The organism is Actinomyces ihuae, from assembly GCF_001457875.1.
Lineage (GTDB): Bacteria > Actinomycetota > Actinomycetes > Actinomycetales > Actinomycetaceae > Pauljensenia > Pauljensenia radingae_A.
The window spans coordinates 1153559-1170566 of the sequence record NZ_CZPX01000005.1 but is presented as its reverse complement, the minus strand read 5'-3'; the positions used below and the strand labels follow the sequence as shown (position 1 = coordinate 1170566).

Below are 17008 nucleotides of genomic sequence, written 5' to 3'. Positions count from 1 at the left end.
TCGCCACCCGTGGCTACACTGTGGTGCATGCGCATCGGAAGCTACATTCACCATTCAAACACCATTCACGACCACACATTCACCGTCCCACTGGATCACAATGCGCCCGATGCGCATGACCACGGGACGGTGGATATTTATGCTCGCGAGATTATCCCCCCCGGTGGAGACAACCTGCCATACCTAGTGTTCATGCAGGGTGGTCCCGGAGTTGAAGGCCCCCGTCCAGGCGATTTTCGCGACGGATTCATCGGCCGCATGCTCAAGGACTACCGCGTCGTTCTGCTGGACCAGCGCGGGACGGGCAGATCCCACCGGCTCGACAAGCTCACGCTGAGTTCCCTCGGCAATCAATCCGTCACTGACGAGGGTGACCACGCTCCCACTGCTCAGGAAATTGCTGACTACCTGATGCTGTTCCGACAGGATCAGATTGTGCGCGATGCGGAAGTTGTGCGCCGTGAGCTGGCTGGCGATGAGCCGTGGACGACGCTCGGTCAGAGTTTTGGCGGCTTCATCAACACGTGCTACCTGTCGATTGCACCCGAAGGGCTGCGCGCCGTCTTCAACACCGGCGGTCTGCCCGGTCTGACGGACATTGATTCGATTTACCGGCTGACCTACGAGCGTACCGCAGCACGCAACCGCGCGTACTATGAGCGTTACCCTGACGATGAGCCGATGATTCGCCGCATCGCCGCGCATCTGCGTGACCACGAGGAATGCCTGCCAACCGGTGAGCGCCTCTCCACGGAGCGTTTCCGCATGATCGGCATATGTCTGGGTGGGCAACTGCGTTTCGACACACTGCACTACATGCTGGAAGCCCCCTTCGTCACGGTTAACGGGGTCTCACGCCTGTCGCGTCACTTCCTACAACAAGTGGCAGACGAGGTCGCTCAGACCACTCCCATGTATGCGGTGCTGCAGGAAACGATTTACGCTGCGACCACCCCTGCCCTCGCGGGCACTGCAACCCGCTGGTCAGCGGATCGGCTTTCGCGTGAGATCGCGGGGTTTGATCCAGATGCTGACCCGTTGGATACGTCCGAGCCGTACTACCTGACCGGCGAGCACATGATGCGCTCGATTTTCGATGAGGATCCGGAGCTGACCGGACTGGGCGAGGCTGCCGACATCCTGGCCAACCGCACCGACTGGCCAGCGGTGTACGACCCGGAGGTGCTGGCTGAGAACTCGGTACCTGTCGCGTCGGCCGTCTACTTCGATGACATGTTTGTGCCGCGTGAGTTGTCACTGGAAACTGCGAGCGCCATTCGCGGATCGCGCGTGTGGGTGACAAACGAGTACCAGCATGACGGTTTGCGTGTCTCAGGAGGCGCCGTGCTTGACCATCTCTTTGCTCTACAGCGCGACTGACGTGGCAGATTCACAGCACACAGCATCCACCCGGCGGCGCGTTCCCGGCCTTGACGGGCTGCGCGCGCTGGCAGTCGCAGTGGTGCTGATCTACCACCTGATGCGCTCGTGGATGCCGGGCGGCATGGTAGGCGTGGATGTGTTCCTGGTGATTTCGGGATTCCTCATCACGTCCCTGCTGATCCATGAGTTCCGCACGGCCGGTCGCATTGATCTCAAGGGCTTTTGGGTGCGGCGGGTGCGCCGCCTGGTTCCTGCCGTCGCAGTCATGGTGGTGGTGGCCACCACTGCGGCGACCATAGTCGGCGGGGATGCGCTGCTGGCTATCCGACGCCAATTCGTCGGCGCGTTGACGTATACCTATAACTGGGTGGAGATTGCTGCCGGATCCAGCTACTTCGACCGCAATCAGCCGCTGCTGCTCACCCACATGTGGTCCCTGGCCATCGAGCAGCAGTTCTACCTGATCTGGCCGCTCATCGTGATCGCCCTTCTGTGGCTGGCGCGCCGCGTTTTCACCCATTCAGAGCGCTGGATCTGGATCGTCGCTGCATGTCTGATGGCGGCATCAGCTCTGTGGGCACTGGCATTGGCAGCGGGAGGTGCTGACCCCTCGCGCATCTACATGGGAACCGATTCGCGTGCCTTCGGCCTGATGGCAGGCAGCGCGCTGGCGTTGGCCTGCGTCGATCCGCTCAGCATCGATGAACCCGCCCCGATCAGTGCGCGCACTGCGACGGCTCGCGCCTCGCTGGGCTACGTGGGCGCCGTCATCATCGTGGTGGTCGCCATCATGTTGCCCATGAACAACAGTCCGCTCGTCCTGGAAATCGTTCTGATCCTTGCAACGCTCGGCGCGGTCGGAGTGATCCAGGCGATGATGCCGGCAGTACTGAGCGGTTCCGTATCGGGACGTTTCCTGTGCCGCATCCTTGATGCACCCTTCATGCGCTGGATTGGTGAACGCTCCTATGGCATCTACCTGTGGCACTGGCCGCTGTGGGTTCTGGGCTACTACCTCGTCGATGGCGACATGCCGCGCCCGATGGCGCTCGCTCTGGCAGCGCTCAGCGTCGTGATCGCAGAGGCCTCCTATCGGTGGATCGAAACGCCGCTGCGCAAGGGCGGCATCATCGCCACAGTGCGCTTGTGGATCACGAGCCTGCAGGAGCGTGGCCGCATCATCGTGTTCATAGTCTCGATGCTGATCATCGGAGTGCTCGTGACTGCAGTGGCGCGCCAGCCTGCCATGTCCAGCGCCGAGCAGGCCATTCGCTCCGGCCAGGCCGCCATTTCCGGCTCGCAGTCCGCTGCCGGCGATACCACCCCCGCGTCCGGCCAGAAGGCCGAGGGCGACCCGTCTGCTGCCCAGTCCGCTGCCGCAGGTGCCGTATCCGGAGCGGGACACGACCATTCAGATCAGCCCGCCACACCGATTCCCGGCAATCAGATCACGGTGATCGGGGATTCGGTGACGCTGGCGGCTGCGCCTGCTTTAACTGAGGAGCGTCCGGGTATTGCGATCAATGCCGAAGTGTCGCGTTCGATCTATCAGGTTTCATCCGTCCTCACGCAGGTTGATGCTGAATATGGTGCCCGCCCCTACGTCGTTGTCGCTCTGGCCACTAACGGTGATGTTCCACCCGAGCAGCTCGATGAGGTGCTCAAGCAGCTCGGGCCGGATCGTCGCCTCGTGCTGGTCACCGGGTTTGGCCCGGACGATGATACGTGGATTCGTCTCGCCGCTGACACGATCCGTTCATGGGCGGCAGCGCATAAGGACCGGGTTCGCGTGGCCGACTGGGCCGCCGCGATTGCAGAGCACACCGACCTTCTGGCCTCCGACAACGTTCACCCCGACGAAGAGGGCGCAAAGGTGTGGACGCGGACTGTGCTGGACGCCCTCGACACTGTGCCGAGGTAAGGGCAGGAAGCGCCTGCTACAGGGCGCTCACCAGCAAGAACACCAGCGGGAATGTCACGGGAAAGACGGTCAGCGTCATAACGATCGTGGAGGTTGCTCCCTGAGGGTCACCATCCAGGCCGAGCGCAAGGTTGAGCACCGCTGACGCCGAGGGAATGCTCGCCAGGACGATCGCCGTCAGCGCCCACACCGAATGAATATCAATGCCACACGCTGCGATCACGCCCGCCACCAGCAGCGGCAGCACCACCGTCTTCGTCAGGGCCGCAGCAAGGACCACTGACAATGGGACAAAACGCTGACGCAGGGCCCGCAGGGCCTCAGGGACAGCCAGACCAATCGCGAACAAGGCACAGGGCACCGTGGCTCCGGCAATCAGTGACGTCGTGTGCGTGATCGCCTCCGGGAGGCGGATATGCAGGGCATTGACGCCAAGTGCCAAGGCAAAGGCAATTGTGGGAGGCATGGTGACGGCCTGGATGAGGACTTGGAGCGCTCGCGGCCAGTGGCGGGGGCGGGCAATATGCGTGGCGTGATCACGGTCGACGTGTTCCTCGTGCGCGGACTGTCCCAGCAGGAGCTGACGCATGATGGGATAGCCCGACAGGAAAACAACGTTGTGGAGCAGTTGAATGACGCCGCCCGCAAGGCCGGCCTGTGGTCCGATCAGGGCCAGTGCGATAGGCACACCCATGTATCCGACGTTGCCGAAGGTCGCGCCCAAAACAATGGGGGACGGGTTGAACGCTCCGCTTGTGCGGGCACGGTCACGGGCGGAGAGATCAGCGTCCGTTTCCTGTCCTTCACGACGTTCCTGACACAGCCGACGCCGCTTAGAGACTGCTCGGAGAGCGAAGCCGAGCAGGAAGTAGAGGAGCACTGCGATGACGGGGCCTGAGAGTGCTTCCACGACCGGGGTAGCTGACGTGTCCAGTGGCGCATTGAGCACGACGGTGAACATGTAGCACGGCAGGGTGACATAGAAGACGAAGTCGTTGATCGGGTTCAGGGCACCGACAAAGTGACGGTTGCGTGCGAAAAGTGTTCCCAGCACTCCCACCGTGATCATGGGTGTGATCGTTGTCAGTACTGTCCCTAGCACCGTTTCCTCATCGTGACATCCAGCGTGCTGCCGGCATTTTCACGGACCCATGCGGCCCGTGCTCTTTAACAATAGGAGTCAGTTCGAGGATGCGCACAATTGGTCCACCGCACCACCCTCGTCAGTGCAAACTGGCGTCTGCAGGGCCGAGCGTCCATGACGAGAAGGCGATGGACAGTCCGCCCCTGGACGGCGAGCACACGAAGGGGCCTGCCTCCACCACCGAGCCATCATCAGGCAGACACGGCAGGACTCGCACCAACCTGAGGTCCTCGCCCACCACGCCGGCACGCAGGATGATCGAATCGTCGTGGCGGCTCACGCGGATCACCACATCTTTGTTGAGCCATTCGTGGACCGGCGACACTGACCAGTCGGACACGCCGCGCGTGACGACCGCGCCCAGCTGCAGCACTCCGTCGGAAAATTCAAGGCCCGCTTTGACCCAGTTCTTCGCGCCGGCGCGCACGAAAATGCCAGCCTGGTCGAATTGCTCGGAGAAGGCCGCGTTGAGCGTCACCTCCATTGCTGCACCGTGGGGAAGTTCCCTGACCAGGGCGTTCACAGTGTTCACGCTGAAGCCGTAGTAGGTACGCTCCCACGCATCGGATTTCTCGGTAGCGGTCACCACCAGCGTTCCCGCGTCGTCGATATGGTGTTCGGCAGGGTCATGTAGCCAGCGGCCCTCGCTCCAGGCAACGGTTGTGTGAGTGGTCATCTCGCGCTCCTTACGCTCCAGGCAGACTCATCCGGTCATAGAGATACGCGGGGCAGGGCGTCCCGGTCATCAGCACCGACGAGGGCGACGCTGTCCGCTGCTGCTTCTACTGTTTCATACCGGGGCCTCCTGAGGTGAGCGACTGGAGCACTGCGTGGCGGGAGCGTTCGTCCGGCTCGGCTGCAAATGCACATGCCGCCACGTAGGATTGACAGCACTGGATACATGGGAGGCTTCTGATGACTTGCGATTGCCGCGATCACGACTGTTCAACCAGCACGGATGTTGGCGGGAGCTCTGCGTTTGACCGCATTGAGCAGGCGCTGAGTGATCCGCGCAAACTCGGTTATGTCGCGTTGATGTCGGGTGGCACGCTCGCGTGGTATGCCATGCCGGACTTCGTGCGCTCACGACCTGTTCGCGGCGTGTTGAAGGCCGGGCTCCTGGACGGAATTACAGCCGCATTGGCGTCAATGTTCAGCTGTGAGGATCACCGCGCGTTCGTCGGCAATTGTGACGAGGGGGGCGCGTGCGCCTGCTGCAACGAAGATGCTTCATGCGAGGGCAAGAGCTGCAATTGCGGTGAAAACGATGGATGTGGCTGCGGTAAAGGTCAGGACGGCTGCGCGTGTGGCAAAAGAAAGGGCAAATGTGGCTGCGGATCGGATGAAGGTGCCGCAGCCGCTGGTGAGCGTACCGTTCCGCTGATCGACAAGGATCAGGCTGGCCCACTCGACCCGAATCGGACGTTGGAGCCTGAACCACACAAGGAGTGCGACTGCCAGAGCGACGGATCGTGCGGCTGTACGGGCAATCGACACCACGACGGACAGCATTGCGATCACGACCAGTGCGGCTGCAGCACAGAACATCATCGCCACGGCGATCACCGCAGTGGCCACCACCAGGCATTGGACACCCTTCAAGAAACTCTGCAGGAAAATCCTGCACTTATTGGAGCCGCGGTCGGCATTACTGCTGTGACGACGGCTGCAACAGTGTGGATCGAGAAAACTATCTTTCGGCGCGGCGAGAATCGCAGAGCTGCGGGCAAGAGATGTGCGCACACGGATCTGGCCGCGCTGATGGCAGCCCTCGTTGCTGGAATGGAAACGGCGCACGTGTCCGGTTTGCTGAGCTCAAGACAGGACGCCCACTGCCCACATGATTGCGAGGATTGCGGGCGCTGACCACGACGACGACAGTGACAGGCAATGCGAATGCGGGTGCGAGGTGCACTAGACACGGCCACATCACATCTGGCGGGCGTGTCTTTTCGACGCTCAGACCAGTAGGCTGGGCTAGTGGCGTGCATGTGCGACATCACCAGGATTGAGGAGGAACAACTGTGGATCCCATTCATGCATCAGAGAATGAGACGATCGAAGCCATTAACTGGAACAAGATCATCGATGAAAAAGACGAAGAGGTATGGGATCGTCTGACTCGTAACTTCTGGCTGCCTGAGAAAATCCCGTTGTCCAACGACATTCAGTCGTGGAAGACGCTCAACGAGGATGAACAGACCATGACGAACCGCGTGTTCACAGGCCTGACCCTGCTGGACACGCTGCAGGGCACCGTCGGTGCCGTCTCCCTGATTCCTGATGCGCGCACCCCCCACGAAGAAGCGGTCTACACAAACATCGCGTTCATGGAGTCAGTTCACGCCAAGTCATACTCGTCGATTTTCTCCACACTGCTGTCCACACAGGAGATCAATGAGTCGTTCCGCTGGTCGCGTGAGAACGAACCGCTGCAGCGCAAGGCACACATCGTGAAGTCGTACTACGACGGTGACGACCCAGAAAAACGCAAAGTGGCGTCCACGATGCTGGAATCCTTCCTGTTCTACTCCGGCTTTTACGCCCCGATGTACTGGTCGGCGCACGCCAAGCTCACCAACACCGCCGACCTGATTCGCCTGATCATTCGTGACGAAGCCGTGCACGGCTACTACATCGGCTACAAGTATCAGCTGGCTGTCAACGAGGCCGATGAGAAGCGCCGTCAGGAACTGAAGGATTACACGTTCTCACTGCTGTTCGAGTTGTATGAAAACGAAGAGCTGTACACCGAGTCGCTGTATGACCCGTTGGGGTTGACCGAGGACGTCAAGAAGTTCCTGCGTTACAACGCGAACAAGGCTCTGATGAACCTGGGGTATGAGGCACTGTTCCCGCATGATGAAACCGATGTGAACCCGGCGATCCTGGCAGCACTGTCACCGAATGCCGACGAAAACCACGACTTCTTCTCCGGTTCCGGCTCTTCCTACGTCATCGGTGAGATCGTCGACACCGAGGACGAAGACTGGGATTTCTGACAACCCCTGACAGACCCAGACGCTGCCTGGCGGTAAACAAGACGGCGCACGCACTGTAAGTGCGCGCGCGGCGCGCACGTGGAATGATACAAGTGGATTCAGGCCGCCCGACTGGTCGGCTCGGGCGCAGCGGGCGCCCATGGCAGTCGCATTGCCAGCCTGCCGAATCGTTGCGTCAATAGATGGGAGACAACATGCTCGCAGTGACGACACCGTCCATCGAAGGTCAGCCGATCACGCGTTACATCGGCCTTGTATCAGGTGAAACTGTTTCATCTTTCCCCGCGAGCGGAATGCTGAAAGCGCTCAACGGCGGACGCAAAAGAGGCGAGGAAAACCTGCAGACCGCTTTTGAAAATGCTGTCAACCAAATGTGCGAGCGTGCCGAACTCCTCGGAGCTGACGCCGTGATCAGTGTTGAGATGCACTACACCTGCATGCAAGGCACTCTGATCTGCACAGCAACCGGCACAGCCGTCACCCTCTGATTTCAGACTGCCTCCTGTCATCCTGCCGTTCCTGTCAGTGGATACACAATTGTCATCACACCGTTCTCACACGCGATCCACGGCAGGCACCGCACGCCCGACCGGCGCGCTCACACCGGTTGAACTTGCTTCATGCGGAGTGCTTGCCGGACTGGCAATCGTGGCATGTGTCGGCGCTACCATCCTGCCGTTCTTCAACAACTTCCTGCAGCTCATCGCTACAATCCCGATCGCCATGATTGCGGTCAGGCTCCGCCCTCGTGCATCACTGACCACCGTGCTGACCACCTGCCTGATCGGAGCCATCCTCGGCGGAGTCAACACCGCACTGACCGCAATCCAGGCGACACTGGCAGGGTGGATCGTCGGAGCACTCCACCGCAAACACATCCGCACCCGATTCGCATTCCTGATCGGCATTATTGTCGGAGTCATCCTCGGAGCACTCACTGACCTGACGCTATGGCTGCTCACCGACCTGCGGGAACTCACGCTTGAATCTGTGCGAGTCTCGGTCAAAGGCTACGCGCGGCTGTTATCCGGATGGAGCCTCACCCGCCCGATGTCCGACCTGTTCCTGACCTTCACCGACTGGATGGTGGCCTACTGGTGGGCATGGCTGCCGGTATCCGTACTTTTCGCATTCGCACTCACATTGACCGTTGCGCACTGGCTGATGGGTCACGTCCTCGCCCGTATTCCGCAGGGCAATGCATTAGATCCACTGCGCGTCGACGAGGATGCCGCCCCGATCCAGCCGTTGCCCACCACGCTCACCGACGTCCACATGCACTATCCGGGCGCCACGCGCGACGCGCTTGACGGCGTGAGCCTCACCATCGACCGCGGCCAGTTCGTCGTCATCGCCGGGCCGAACGGATCTGGAAAGTCGACCCTAGCATCCATTCTTGCCGGTGCGCGCCACAGCGCCGGTTCCGTGAAGCGGCCCGGCCGGATCGGACTGGGTCGACATAGCGGGGTCGCACTGCTGGCTCAACGCACCGAATTGTCATCGCTGGGCGAAACGGTCGAAGAAGACATCCTGTGGGGTATGAGTTCCGACGAGCGCGCCGCGCTCCCCCTCGACATTCTTCTGAATCAGGTCGGTCTGCCTGGCCTGTCCGCGATGCCGGTACGTCACCTGTCGGGCGGCCAACTGCAACGACTCGCACTGGCCGGAGCCTTGGCACGCCAGCCTGCCCTGCTGATCTCGGACGAGTCAACCGCCATGATCGACCAGCAGGGGCGCACCGAACTGATCGCCATCCTCGCTGACCTGCCCCGCACCGGCACAACCGTCGTTCACATCACCCACGACCTCACTGAAGCGGCACGGGCCGACCGGCTGATCACACTCGACAACGGTCACGTCACTTTCGATGGTGCTCCCACCGACCCGACCAGTCCGCTCACCGACAGCACGACCACCGGCGCATCTGGCTCCCTGACCTGCCACCTCACCAGCGGCGCTGCCGATGTCGTGGCCGTCCCCACCGACGATGCTACTGATTCCACAGCCTCTCCCACCCGCCCGCCAGCCAGCAGCGTGCACGACTCCCCCATTGACGAGGGTGACCCATCCGCGGTTCGCACCGCACCAGTCACGCCTCTGATCTCCACCGACGATGAGGCTGACGACATCGTGTCCCACCTCAAACGGTGGGGGGATCACTTCGCCCCGGCGCTGACACTGCACGACGTGTCGCACGCCTACGACGTGAGGACCCCGTGGCACAAGCAGGTCCTCTTTGACATTAATCTGGACGTTGCGCCAGGTGAGAGTGTCCTGATCGCAGGTGAGAACGGGTCGGGCAAATCGACACTGGCACGCATCATGACAGGACTGATGCCTCCCACCTGGGGAGATTGCCTCCTGGGCGACAAGCCCTCCAGCCAGCAAGTCGGATCCATCGGCATGTCGATGCAATTCGCCCGACTTCAGCTCCAACGCCCGTCCGTGCGTCTGGACATTGCCGCGGCCGCCAACATCGACCCTGACGACACAGAGCGGGTCGACGACGTGGTCAGCCGCGCGATGGCGGAAGTGGGACTGGACTGTGAGTTGCAAAGGCGCGGTATTGATGAACTCTCCGGCGGGCAGATGCGACGCGTCGCGTTGGCTGGATTATTCGCAGCGGACCTGAATTTCATTGTGCTTGACGAGCCTCTGGCGGGCCTGGATGCAACATCGCGTGAACTGGTCATCAGCGCGCTGAAACGCCGGCAGGATCGCGGCATGGGAATTATTGTGATTTCGCACGATTTTGAAGGTTTGGATCAGGTGTGCTCCCGGCACCTTTCCCTCGTCGAAGGGAAACTGTCATGAGTACATTCGCACGCAATACGCCATCCAACACAGGTGTTCGCGGATCTGCCGCTACGCACAGGCGCCCTCGCCCATCACCTACGTTGGCACTGCCCCGCCCGCTGCCGTGGGAATCTCCCCTGACGCGCATGTGGGTCGGCACGAAGATCATCTGCCTGGCAATTCTGACGACACTGCTGGTCCTGCTTCCCAAGTGGCCAACTGTCGCGGCGGTCGGCGTGTGTCTCCTGGTTGCGGCTGTTGTCGGACGCATGCCCATTTCGGCACGGCCGCGCCTGCCGTCCTGGATCTGGGCCGGCTTCATTGGCGGCATGATCGGGGCCGCGATCGGCGGCGGTGCATTGATTTTCGTCCGCGCCTTCCTCGTCATGGTCGAAGTGATCCTCGGATCACTGCTGCTCGTGTGGACCACACCCATTGAACGAATCGCCCCGGCACTTCGAACACTGCTCCACCCCCTCACGTGGTTTCGAGCTCCCGTCGACGAGTGGGTAATGGCGGCAAGTTTTGCGCTTCGAGGTCTGTCGACCGTGCGCGACCAGATGCAGGCAGTGTTCGACGCCGTGCGCCTGCGCTGGACAGATGATGGGCCGATGATGACATTTCGCGGTCAGCTCAAATTGATCGTGGATATGACAACCGCAACGTTATCCGCGTCCTCGAGACGTGCCGATGACACCGGCAGGGCAATGACAATGCGCGGTGGAATCCCGCCAGTTGAGCGCGATCGAGTTCGTTTTCGCTGGCCAGACATCATCGGGCTGGTCCTGGTTCTTGCCGCAACCGTCATCTCCGTCATCTTCCGCTCCGGTGTCCCGTGGCAGTGAATGTGACTGGTCTCAACACCTCTTGTGGTGGATTCGGTTTGACGAAGACACCCTCGGCCTCGTAATCTTCTATAGCAACGCGCGAGTGGCGGAATAGGCAGACGCGCACGGTTCAGGTCCGTGTTCCAGTTGATGGAGTGGGGGTTCAACTCCCCCCTCGCGCACCATGTGATGTGTCGGGACATCGTTGACATTGTGTTGGCGGTGTCCCGATCTTTCTGTATATCGCCGCGTTTCAGTACACTGCCGGCGTTTCCACATCTTGCTGGCCTTTCTGCATTTCACCGTCTTTTTGGGGTTAATGCCCGAAATGTGTGTATGGGGTGGGCGTGTCGCGGGGTGTTTAGTGTCCGGCCCAGCCTTTTTGGGTGTGTCATGACCGCAGATCCTTCGGGCGGGGATGCCACTGCTGTCCTGCCGCGCGCACCAACACGTGCACATACCCCTAGATTTAAACCCTCCACGTGCACATACCCCTAGATTTAAGCCCGCCTCGTGCACATACCCCTAGATTTAAGCCCGCCTCGTGCACATACCCCTAAAAAGTCTTGTAAAAATGCACAATCCCCTAGATTTAACGCGTGAGGCTCGAGGTCGCCGGAAGCTACTGACGGCTGACCTGCGGAAATAGGTTTTGTCCTTTTGGGGTGCCGACTTTAGCTAGGGGTATGTGCAATTTTCGCGTTAAATCTAGGGGAATGTGCATCAAGACCGTGAAGATTTAGGGGAATGTGCAACGCAGGCACGAAGATCTAGGGTGTTGTGTTGCATCGGCGGCTGATTTGTCGCATGAGCGCACGAGAAAAGGGGTCGCGGAGACGCAGGGAGAAGAGCAAAGCGCGACACGCCGCGCATACTCACGTACTGCGGCAGAGCCATGCTCGCGGGGAGATATCGATTCAGAGATCAGCGTTGACAGTGCGACGAGGTTCGAGGGACGTTCGTGTTGGACGCCGATGCGTCGACATATGCGAGCAACGTTTTTCTGTGTCATGTCACCAAAAGGGATAGGCTCATAAAGAGGGCGCCGAAGCTTAATGGGCGCCCGTTTCGTTGTTGATCCGCACCTAGAGTCTCACCCACTTGATCGAGGACAGTCCATGACGAATCCACCCACCACCCCAGGTTCGAACGGTAACGACAGGTACTCGACGGGCACACATCGGGAACTTTCACCTTCGCCCGTCATAATGCCTCTGTTGGCGATACGCTTAAAGTGAATTGAGACCTCAATCAAAGAGCCACTTTGGGTTCCACGCCCACGCATCTGATCTACCGCACTTGCACGAATGTCGTAGAACGAAGGATGAATCATGACGAATTCACGCCCACCGACAGGTAACGACGCCAACTCGCACCAGCGATACGGCAGTAGTCCCTACGGTTTCGACAACGCACGCCAATTCGAGTCCAAGCCAGATCAGACGGCACAGTGGAATGGACAAGGCGCGAATAGCTTGAGCCAGGACGGCGATGGCCGGTTCAGCCCCGAAGGTCCCACGTCACAAGGCTCGAACTCCGACGGAGATTACGGCCGTTGGAGCCGCGACCAGCAAACAGCGCAGATGCCACCTGCACATGAGCAATGGGCAGGCAACTCGGCAAGACAGCCGGGACAGCCGGGACAGCCGGGACAGCCGGGACAGCCGGGCCAACCGGGGCAAAACGGGCCAGGCTACAACGACCAGTGGTCACACAATCAGCAGTGGTCATCGTCCAATTCTCAATGGTCATCCACCCCGTCATGGCAAAACGGCCCACAGGGGCCCTATACCCCACAGGGAGCATACGGTTCGCAAGGCCCCACGAATCCGCAAGGATCGTACGGACCACAGGGACCATATGGCTCGCAGGGGCCCAACAGTCCGCAGGGCCCCAACAGTCCGCAAGGGCCCTACGGGCCGCAGGGGCCTCAAGGCCCTGGTGGCTCATGGTCACAACCAAACCAATCCGGTGGAACGAAGAATATCAACATCGTCGCGTTTGTTGCGCTTGGCCTTGCAGTCCTCGGCCTGATCCTCTCTGTCATTCCAGTGACGCAGATCGTAGGGTGGGTCATCCTCGGCGTCGCGTTTATTTGCTCCCTCGTCGCGCTCTTCCTAAAGAACCAGCCGCGCGTCGGCGCACTGATCGCGCTGGCAGTGACGGTTCTTTCGGCACTCATTGCTCTGGTCGTCGCCTTTGTCATGGCCAATCTGTCTGACGTTGATGAGACTGTCGACGAACAGGAACAACCCTCGGCGACAGAAACTCAGGATCAAGATCCGCAAAGTAGCCCCATTGCCCCAGCACCTACCGTGCCTCTTCCGACCACGCCCCAGCAATCAGGAGACCCAGGTCAGGCAGGACAGCAGCCTGGACAGATGCCCACCCCCGGAACGGCAAGTTCGCCCCAAACCTCGAGAGACAATCCCGCAGCACTGGGAGAAACCATCACCGTTGGCCAGTGGGACGTGGCGATCAATTCATTCAATCCCGACGCCACCGACCAAATTGTGAACGGCAATATGTTCAACACTCCTCCGGATGACGGCACGGTTTACTCCCTGCTCAATGTCACTTTCACCAACAAGGGCACTGAAAAGACCCTGCCCTTCCTGGCATTCGCCTTCATCGACGAGGCAGGCCAGACGTACTACGACTATGACAACCTCGTGGGTCTGGAGGACTCGTACTACCTTCTGGACCTTGAACCGGGACAGCAAGGCACTGGTAGCGTCGCTATCCAGATCCCAGCGGGTGCGAGCGGTGTTCTTCAGGTGACAGATGTCCTGGGAACGAGCATCGCGTACGTCTCAACGCACTAGGCAATGCCTGCAGCGCCAGCGGGATGCTGCGAGGCTGGCCAATTGCCGCCTGCTGAGTAAGCATGACCGCCGGCCACCTACTCGCCAGTAACGCTGCCTCCGCGGCAGCGCCAGCCCCCTAATAATACGACTGCCCAGCCTTCACGCCACCGAGCAGCGTTGGCACTGTGACCAGCGTGAAGCCCTGGCGCTGCAACTGATCAATGATGCCCGGGATAGCTTCAATGGTCGAAGGGTGAACGTCGTGCATCAGGACGATCGACCCGGCGCGCACAGTCGCCATAATCCGATCGGTCGTGCTCTTGACGTCGCGGTTCTTCCAGTCCTCAGAATCCACATCCCAGAAGATCGCTGCCTGACCCGCCTCACTGAGCACGCCGGTTACCTTGTCATTGGTCGCTCCATACGGAGGACGCATCAGCGCCGGCAACAGCCCACTGGCCTGCTGAATCGCATCCCGCGAGCGCGCTACCTCATCACGGATCCCCTCGACCGGCAACGTGTCGAGCTGTGGGTGCGACCAGGAATGCGACCCCACCACATGCCCTTCGTTCACAGCGCGAGCGGTGATATCCGGGCGCGCCGCCACACTGGGTCCCAACTGGAAGAACGTGGCGTGCACGCCTTTCGATGCAAGCACATCGAGCAGTTTTGGCGTCAGGTTCGCATCGGGACCATCGTCGAACGTCAACGCCACACACTGCGCCGCACTGCAATCCACATTCTCGGTCGGAACCATACCCATCACACCTGATCCATCTGCGGGCAGCGGCTCGAGGGGAACGAATGGCGGTTCGGGCTGGGGAAGCCCAGCAAATTCCGCGCCTCCTGTCACCGCCGCAGTTACAGCGCGACCCAGGTCGCTCGACACCTCGGCAGCCTGATCGGGGGACACTTCCAGCACCGCGCGATCAGCGTTCACTCCACTATCAGCGTTCAGGATCAGCGCAAATGAGCCGTCCTGGCCGATTCGCACATCATCTGGCCCATGCCACGCCTCGTTCGTACGCAAGCCGAGCCTGGCCAACGCGTCCTGATAGGTTCCCGGGTCTCGATCTGCCTCACGCAACGCACGCTTGGCGGCAGGGAACAGCTGCACCCGCTCATCCTCATTGACGAGGGCGGCCGCAGGCGCCACCGTTTGGTCCTGGGTATCAACGATCCATGATGACGAGCGCGTGACCTCGCCGTCGTCGGTGCCGGTGATGGCTTCGAGGACGAACCCGATCCACTGCCCCGCAGCGAAGGACACGTCGTAGCGCACTTCCTGAGAATCCGGCCAGGATGCCATCTCGAGGGCCCGCTGCTCCATGAACGCGTTGACGTCGTCGAATCCCTGGATACCCGGCCAAGTCACAGGGATGTCTGCCGTGGACGAACGGTCAATGACATGACCGATCTGCGGGTCATCAGCGGGAAGCGCCTCAGGCATGTCAGCGACGTGGGACCGTATCCCGGCAGGTGAGGTGGGCGGGCCAGGCTGGGGTGCGCTTGACGCAGCAGACTGGCCTGATTCCTGTGTGCCCGACGGCGCAGTGTCCCCAGAACCAGGATTGCACGCCGTGAGCCCCGTGAGCACAGCGACGCACGCCAGGGCGGTGCACCACCGGTGCCGGCCGAGGCGGTTGGAACTGCCGTTGTATTCACGTAGTGCCATCATGGCGCCGATGATAGCGAGCCAATCGGCCAGAATCCACCCTTTTATGTTCCACTAGACACAACCATGCCGGTATTGTCGTTACTATGAGTACCGACTCTGTGCCGCAGACAGCTGAAGTCCTGTCGGTCCTGTCCTCTTCGGAATGTTCGCTTAGGAGTGTTCCGCCGACACGGTTACACTGGCCTTTGCACTGCATCAGTAGTGCATGCGTGATCGGCGTGTTACGCGTGACGCAAGGGAAGGGGACGCCATGAGCATCTTTGATCGTTTCGAAAACGCGGTCGAAAAAGGTGTGAACTCGGTTTTTTCTCGTGTCTTTCGTTCCGGCCTCAAGCCAGTTGACGTGAATTCTGCAATCCGGCGTGCCATGGAGGATAACCTCCAGGAAGTTTCCTCCGACCGCACCATCGCGCCCAATAAGTTCGTCGTGCGTACCTCCGTGACGGATCTGGAATCCATCGGTGACGACATGCCCGTCCTCGTCGATGAATTTGAACGCGACGCGACAGAGTACGCCACTCAGCACGGCTATGCATTGCTTGGCCCCATCGCAGTCAGTTTCGAGGAAGACGAATCTGAACTGACCGGGCAACTCATCGTTGAAGCTGCCAATGAGCGCGGCGCAGTGGCTCCAGCAACAGTGCTCGAGGCTTCCCCTGAACATCCGATCATCGATGTGGATGGAGACCGCTGGCTGCTGACCGAACCAGTCACCGTGATCGGGCGCGGCTCAGACTGCGACATTGTCATCACCGATTCAGGCGTGTCACGCCATCACCTCGAACTGCGCATCACTCCCACCGGGGTCATCGCAACAGACCTGGGTTCCACGAACGGGACTTTTGTGGAGGGACACCGCATCGATGCCGCTACGCTGGTGGATGGCAACCAACTGACGGTGGGCAGAACCCGGATCCTGTTTTGGACCCATCCTGAACCAGCTGACGAGGAACGGTGATGACAAGCGATCTGGCATTTACTGTTTTTCGCGTCGGATACCTGGCTCTGCTGTGGCTGATGGTGCTCGCCGCAGTGTCCACGCTGCGTCGAGACATTTTCGGAACCGTTGTCACCCCTCGTGGCAAGGGCCGGCGTACCGCTGACAAGAGACGCAAGAAGTCGCAGAAAGCTCGCAAGGATCGCGCATCAGATGAACTGATTCCCAGATCACTGCTCATTACAGGCGGCCCGCTGGTCGGGATGACTCTGACACTTGGCTCCGCCCAGATCACCATCGGACGCTCCCCGAACTGCATCATGGTGCTGGAGGACGAGTACGTCTCGGGGCAGCACGCTATGCTCTCCCCACAAGACGGCGAATGGGTCATCGAGGACCTCGGCTCCCGCAACGGCACGTTCGTGGACGACGAGCGCATCACACAGCCGACCGTCGTCCATCCCGGCACGACGATTCGCATCGGACAAACCACGCTTGAATTGGTCAGGTGAG

Annotated in this window: 13 protein-coding genes and 1 tRNA gene; 10 read left to right on the top strand and 4 right to left on the bottom strand. The window is 60.6% G+C overall.

Translation table 11 applies throughout. The features are described 5' to 3' along the window. Positions 1 to 27: 27 nt before the first annotated feature. Together BN3002_RS09750 and BN3002_RS09745 are read left to right on the top strand one after the other, a co-directional pair. Positions 28 to 1380, top strand: a complete 1353-nt coding sequence (locus BN3002_RS09750; protein WP_058237665.1) for an alpha/beta fold hydrolase — start codon at positions 28 to 30, stop codon at positions 1378 to 1380. Then, entirely contained in the window at positions 1349 to 3304 is a 1956-nt protein-coding gene (locus BN3002_RS09745; RefSeq protein WP_257525613.1) for an acyltransferase family protein, read from the top strand. The genes BN3002_RS09750 and BN3002_RS09745 overlap by 32 nt, the downstream gene beginning before the upstream one ends. A 16-nt stretch (positions 3305 to 3320) precedes the next feature. Here BN3002_RS09745 and BN3002_RS09740 read toward each other — a convergent pair whose 3' ends face one another. From BN3002_RS09740 to BN3002_RS11205, 3 genes are all read right to left on the bottom strand, one after another. Beyond that, the gene (locus BN3002_RS09740) at positions 3321 to 4406 is read right to left on the bottom strand and encodes an AEC family transporter (RefSeq protein WP_058237663.1); all 1086 of its coding nucleotides are present in this window, start codon (positions 4404 to 4406) and stop codon (positions 3321 to 3323) included. Between the two features lie 121 nt (positions 4407 to 4527). Then, complete coding sequence (locus BN3002_RS09735; RefSeq protein WP_058237662.1) at positions 4528 to 5124, bottom strand: DUF1349 domain-containing protein; 597 nt, start codon at positions 5122 to 5124, stop codon at positions 4528 to 4530. 554 nt (positions 5125 to 5678) lie between these two features. Beyond that, positions 5679 to 6029: a hypothetical protein gene (locus tag BN3002_RS11205; protein WP_058237661.1), complete on the bottom strand. Its 351-nt coding sequence runs from the start codon at positions 6027 to 6029 to the stop codon at positions 5679 to 5681. A gap of 452 nt (positions 6030 to 6481) precedes the next feature. On the opposite strand from BN3002_RS11205, the gene nrdF reads away from it, so the two are divergent. The 6 genes from nrdF to BN3002_RS11435 all read left to right on the top strand — a co-directional run bounded on the left by nrdF (position 6482) and on the right by BN3002_RS11435 (position 13898). Continuing rightward, a complete protein-coding gene (nrdF, locus tag BN3002_RS09725; protein WP_058237952.1) occupies positions 6482 to 7450 on the top strand; it encodes a class 1b ribonucleoside-diphosphate reductase subunit beta in 969 nt (322 codons plus the stop codon). A 194-nt stretch (positions 7451 to 7644) separates the two neighbouring features. Next, complete coding sequence (locus BN3002_RS09720; RefSeq protein WP_070728262.1) at positions 7645 to 7938, top strand: heavy metal-binding domain-containing protein; 294 nt, start codon at positions 7645 to 7647, stop codon at positions 7936 to 7938. Positions 7939 to 7987: 49 nt separating this feature from the next. After that, complete coding sequence (locus BN3002_RS09715; RefSeq protein WP_058237659.1) at positions 7988 to 10264, top strand: ABC transporter ATP-binding protein; 2277 nt, start codon at positions 7988 to 7990, stop codon at positions 10262 to 10264. Beyond that, the gene (locus tag BN3002_RS09710) at positions 10261 to 11091 is read left to right on the top strand and encodes an energy-coupling factor transporter transmembrane component T family protein (RefSeq protein WP_058237658.1); all 831 of its coding nucleotides are present in this window, start codon (positions 10261 to 10263) and stop codon (positions 11089 to 11091) included. Before BN3002_RS09715 ends, BN3002_RS09710 begins: the two co-directional genes overlap by 4 nt. Before the next feature lie 79 nt (positions 11092 to 11170). Then, a tRNA-Leu gene (locus tag BN3002_RS09705) sits at positions 11171 to 11258 on the top strand. Positions 11259 to 12404: 1146 nt separating this feature from the next. Beyond that, positions 12405 to 13898 carry a DUF4352 domain-containing protein gene (locus tag BN3002_RS11435; protein ID WP_058237657.1) on the top strand — a complete coding sequence of 498 codons (1494 nt, stop codon included), beginning with the start codon at positions 12405 to 12407 and terminating at the stop codon, positions 13896 to 13898. Between the two features lie 118 nt (positions 13899 to 14016). On the opposite strand, the gene BN3002_RS09695 is transcribed toward BN3002_RS11435, so the two are convergent. After that, positions 14017 to 15555, bottom strand: coding sequence for a polysaccharide deacetylase family protein (locus BN3002_RS09695; protein WP_257525612.1), 1539 nt, complete (start codon positions 15553 to 15555; stop codon positions 14017 to 14019). 253 nt (positions 15556 to 15808) lie between these two features. On the opposite strand from BN3002_RS09695, the gene BN3002_RS09690 reads away from it, so the two are divergent. Both BN3002_RS09690 and BN3002_RS09685 read left to right on the top strand, forming a co-directional pair. Next, the gene (locus tag BN3002_RS09690) at positions 15809 to 16516 is read left to right on the top strand and encodes an FHA domain-containing protein (RefSeq protein WP_058237655.1); all 708 of its coding nucleotides are present in this window, start codon (positions 15809 to 15811) and stop codon (positions 16514 to 16516) included. After that, positions 16516 to 17007, top strand: a complete 492-nt coding sequence (locus tag BN3002_RS09685; protein ID WP_058237654.1) for an FHA domain-containing protein FhaB/FipA — start codon at positions 16516 to 16518, stop codon at positions 17005 to 17007. Before BN3002_RS09690 ends, BN3002_RS09685 begins: the two co-directional genes overlap by 1 nt. The last annotated feature ends 1 nt before the right edge of the window (position 17008 follow it).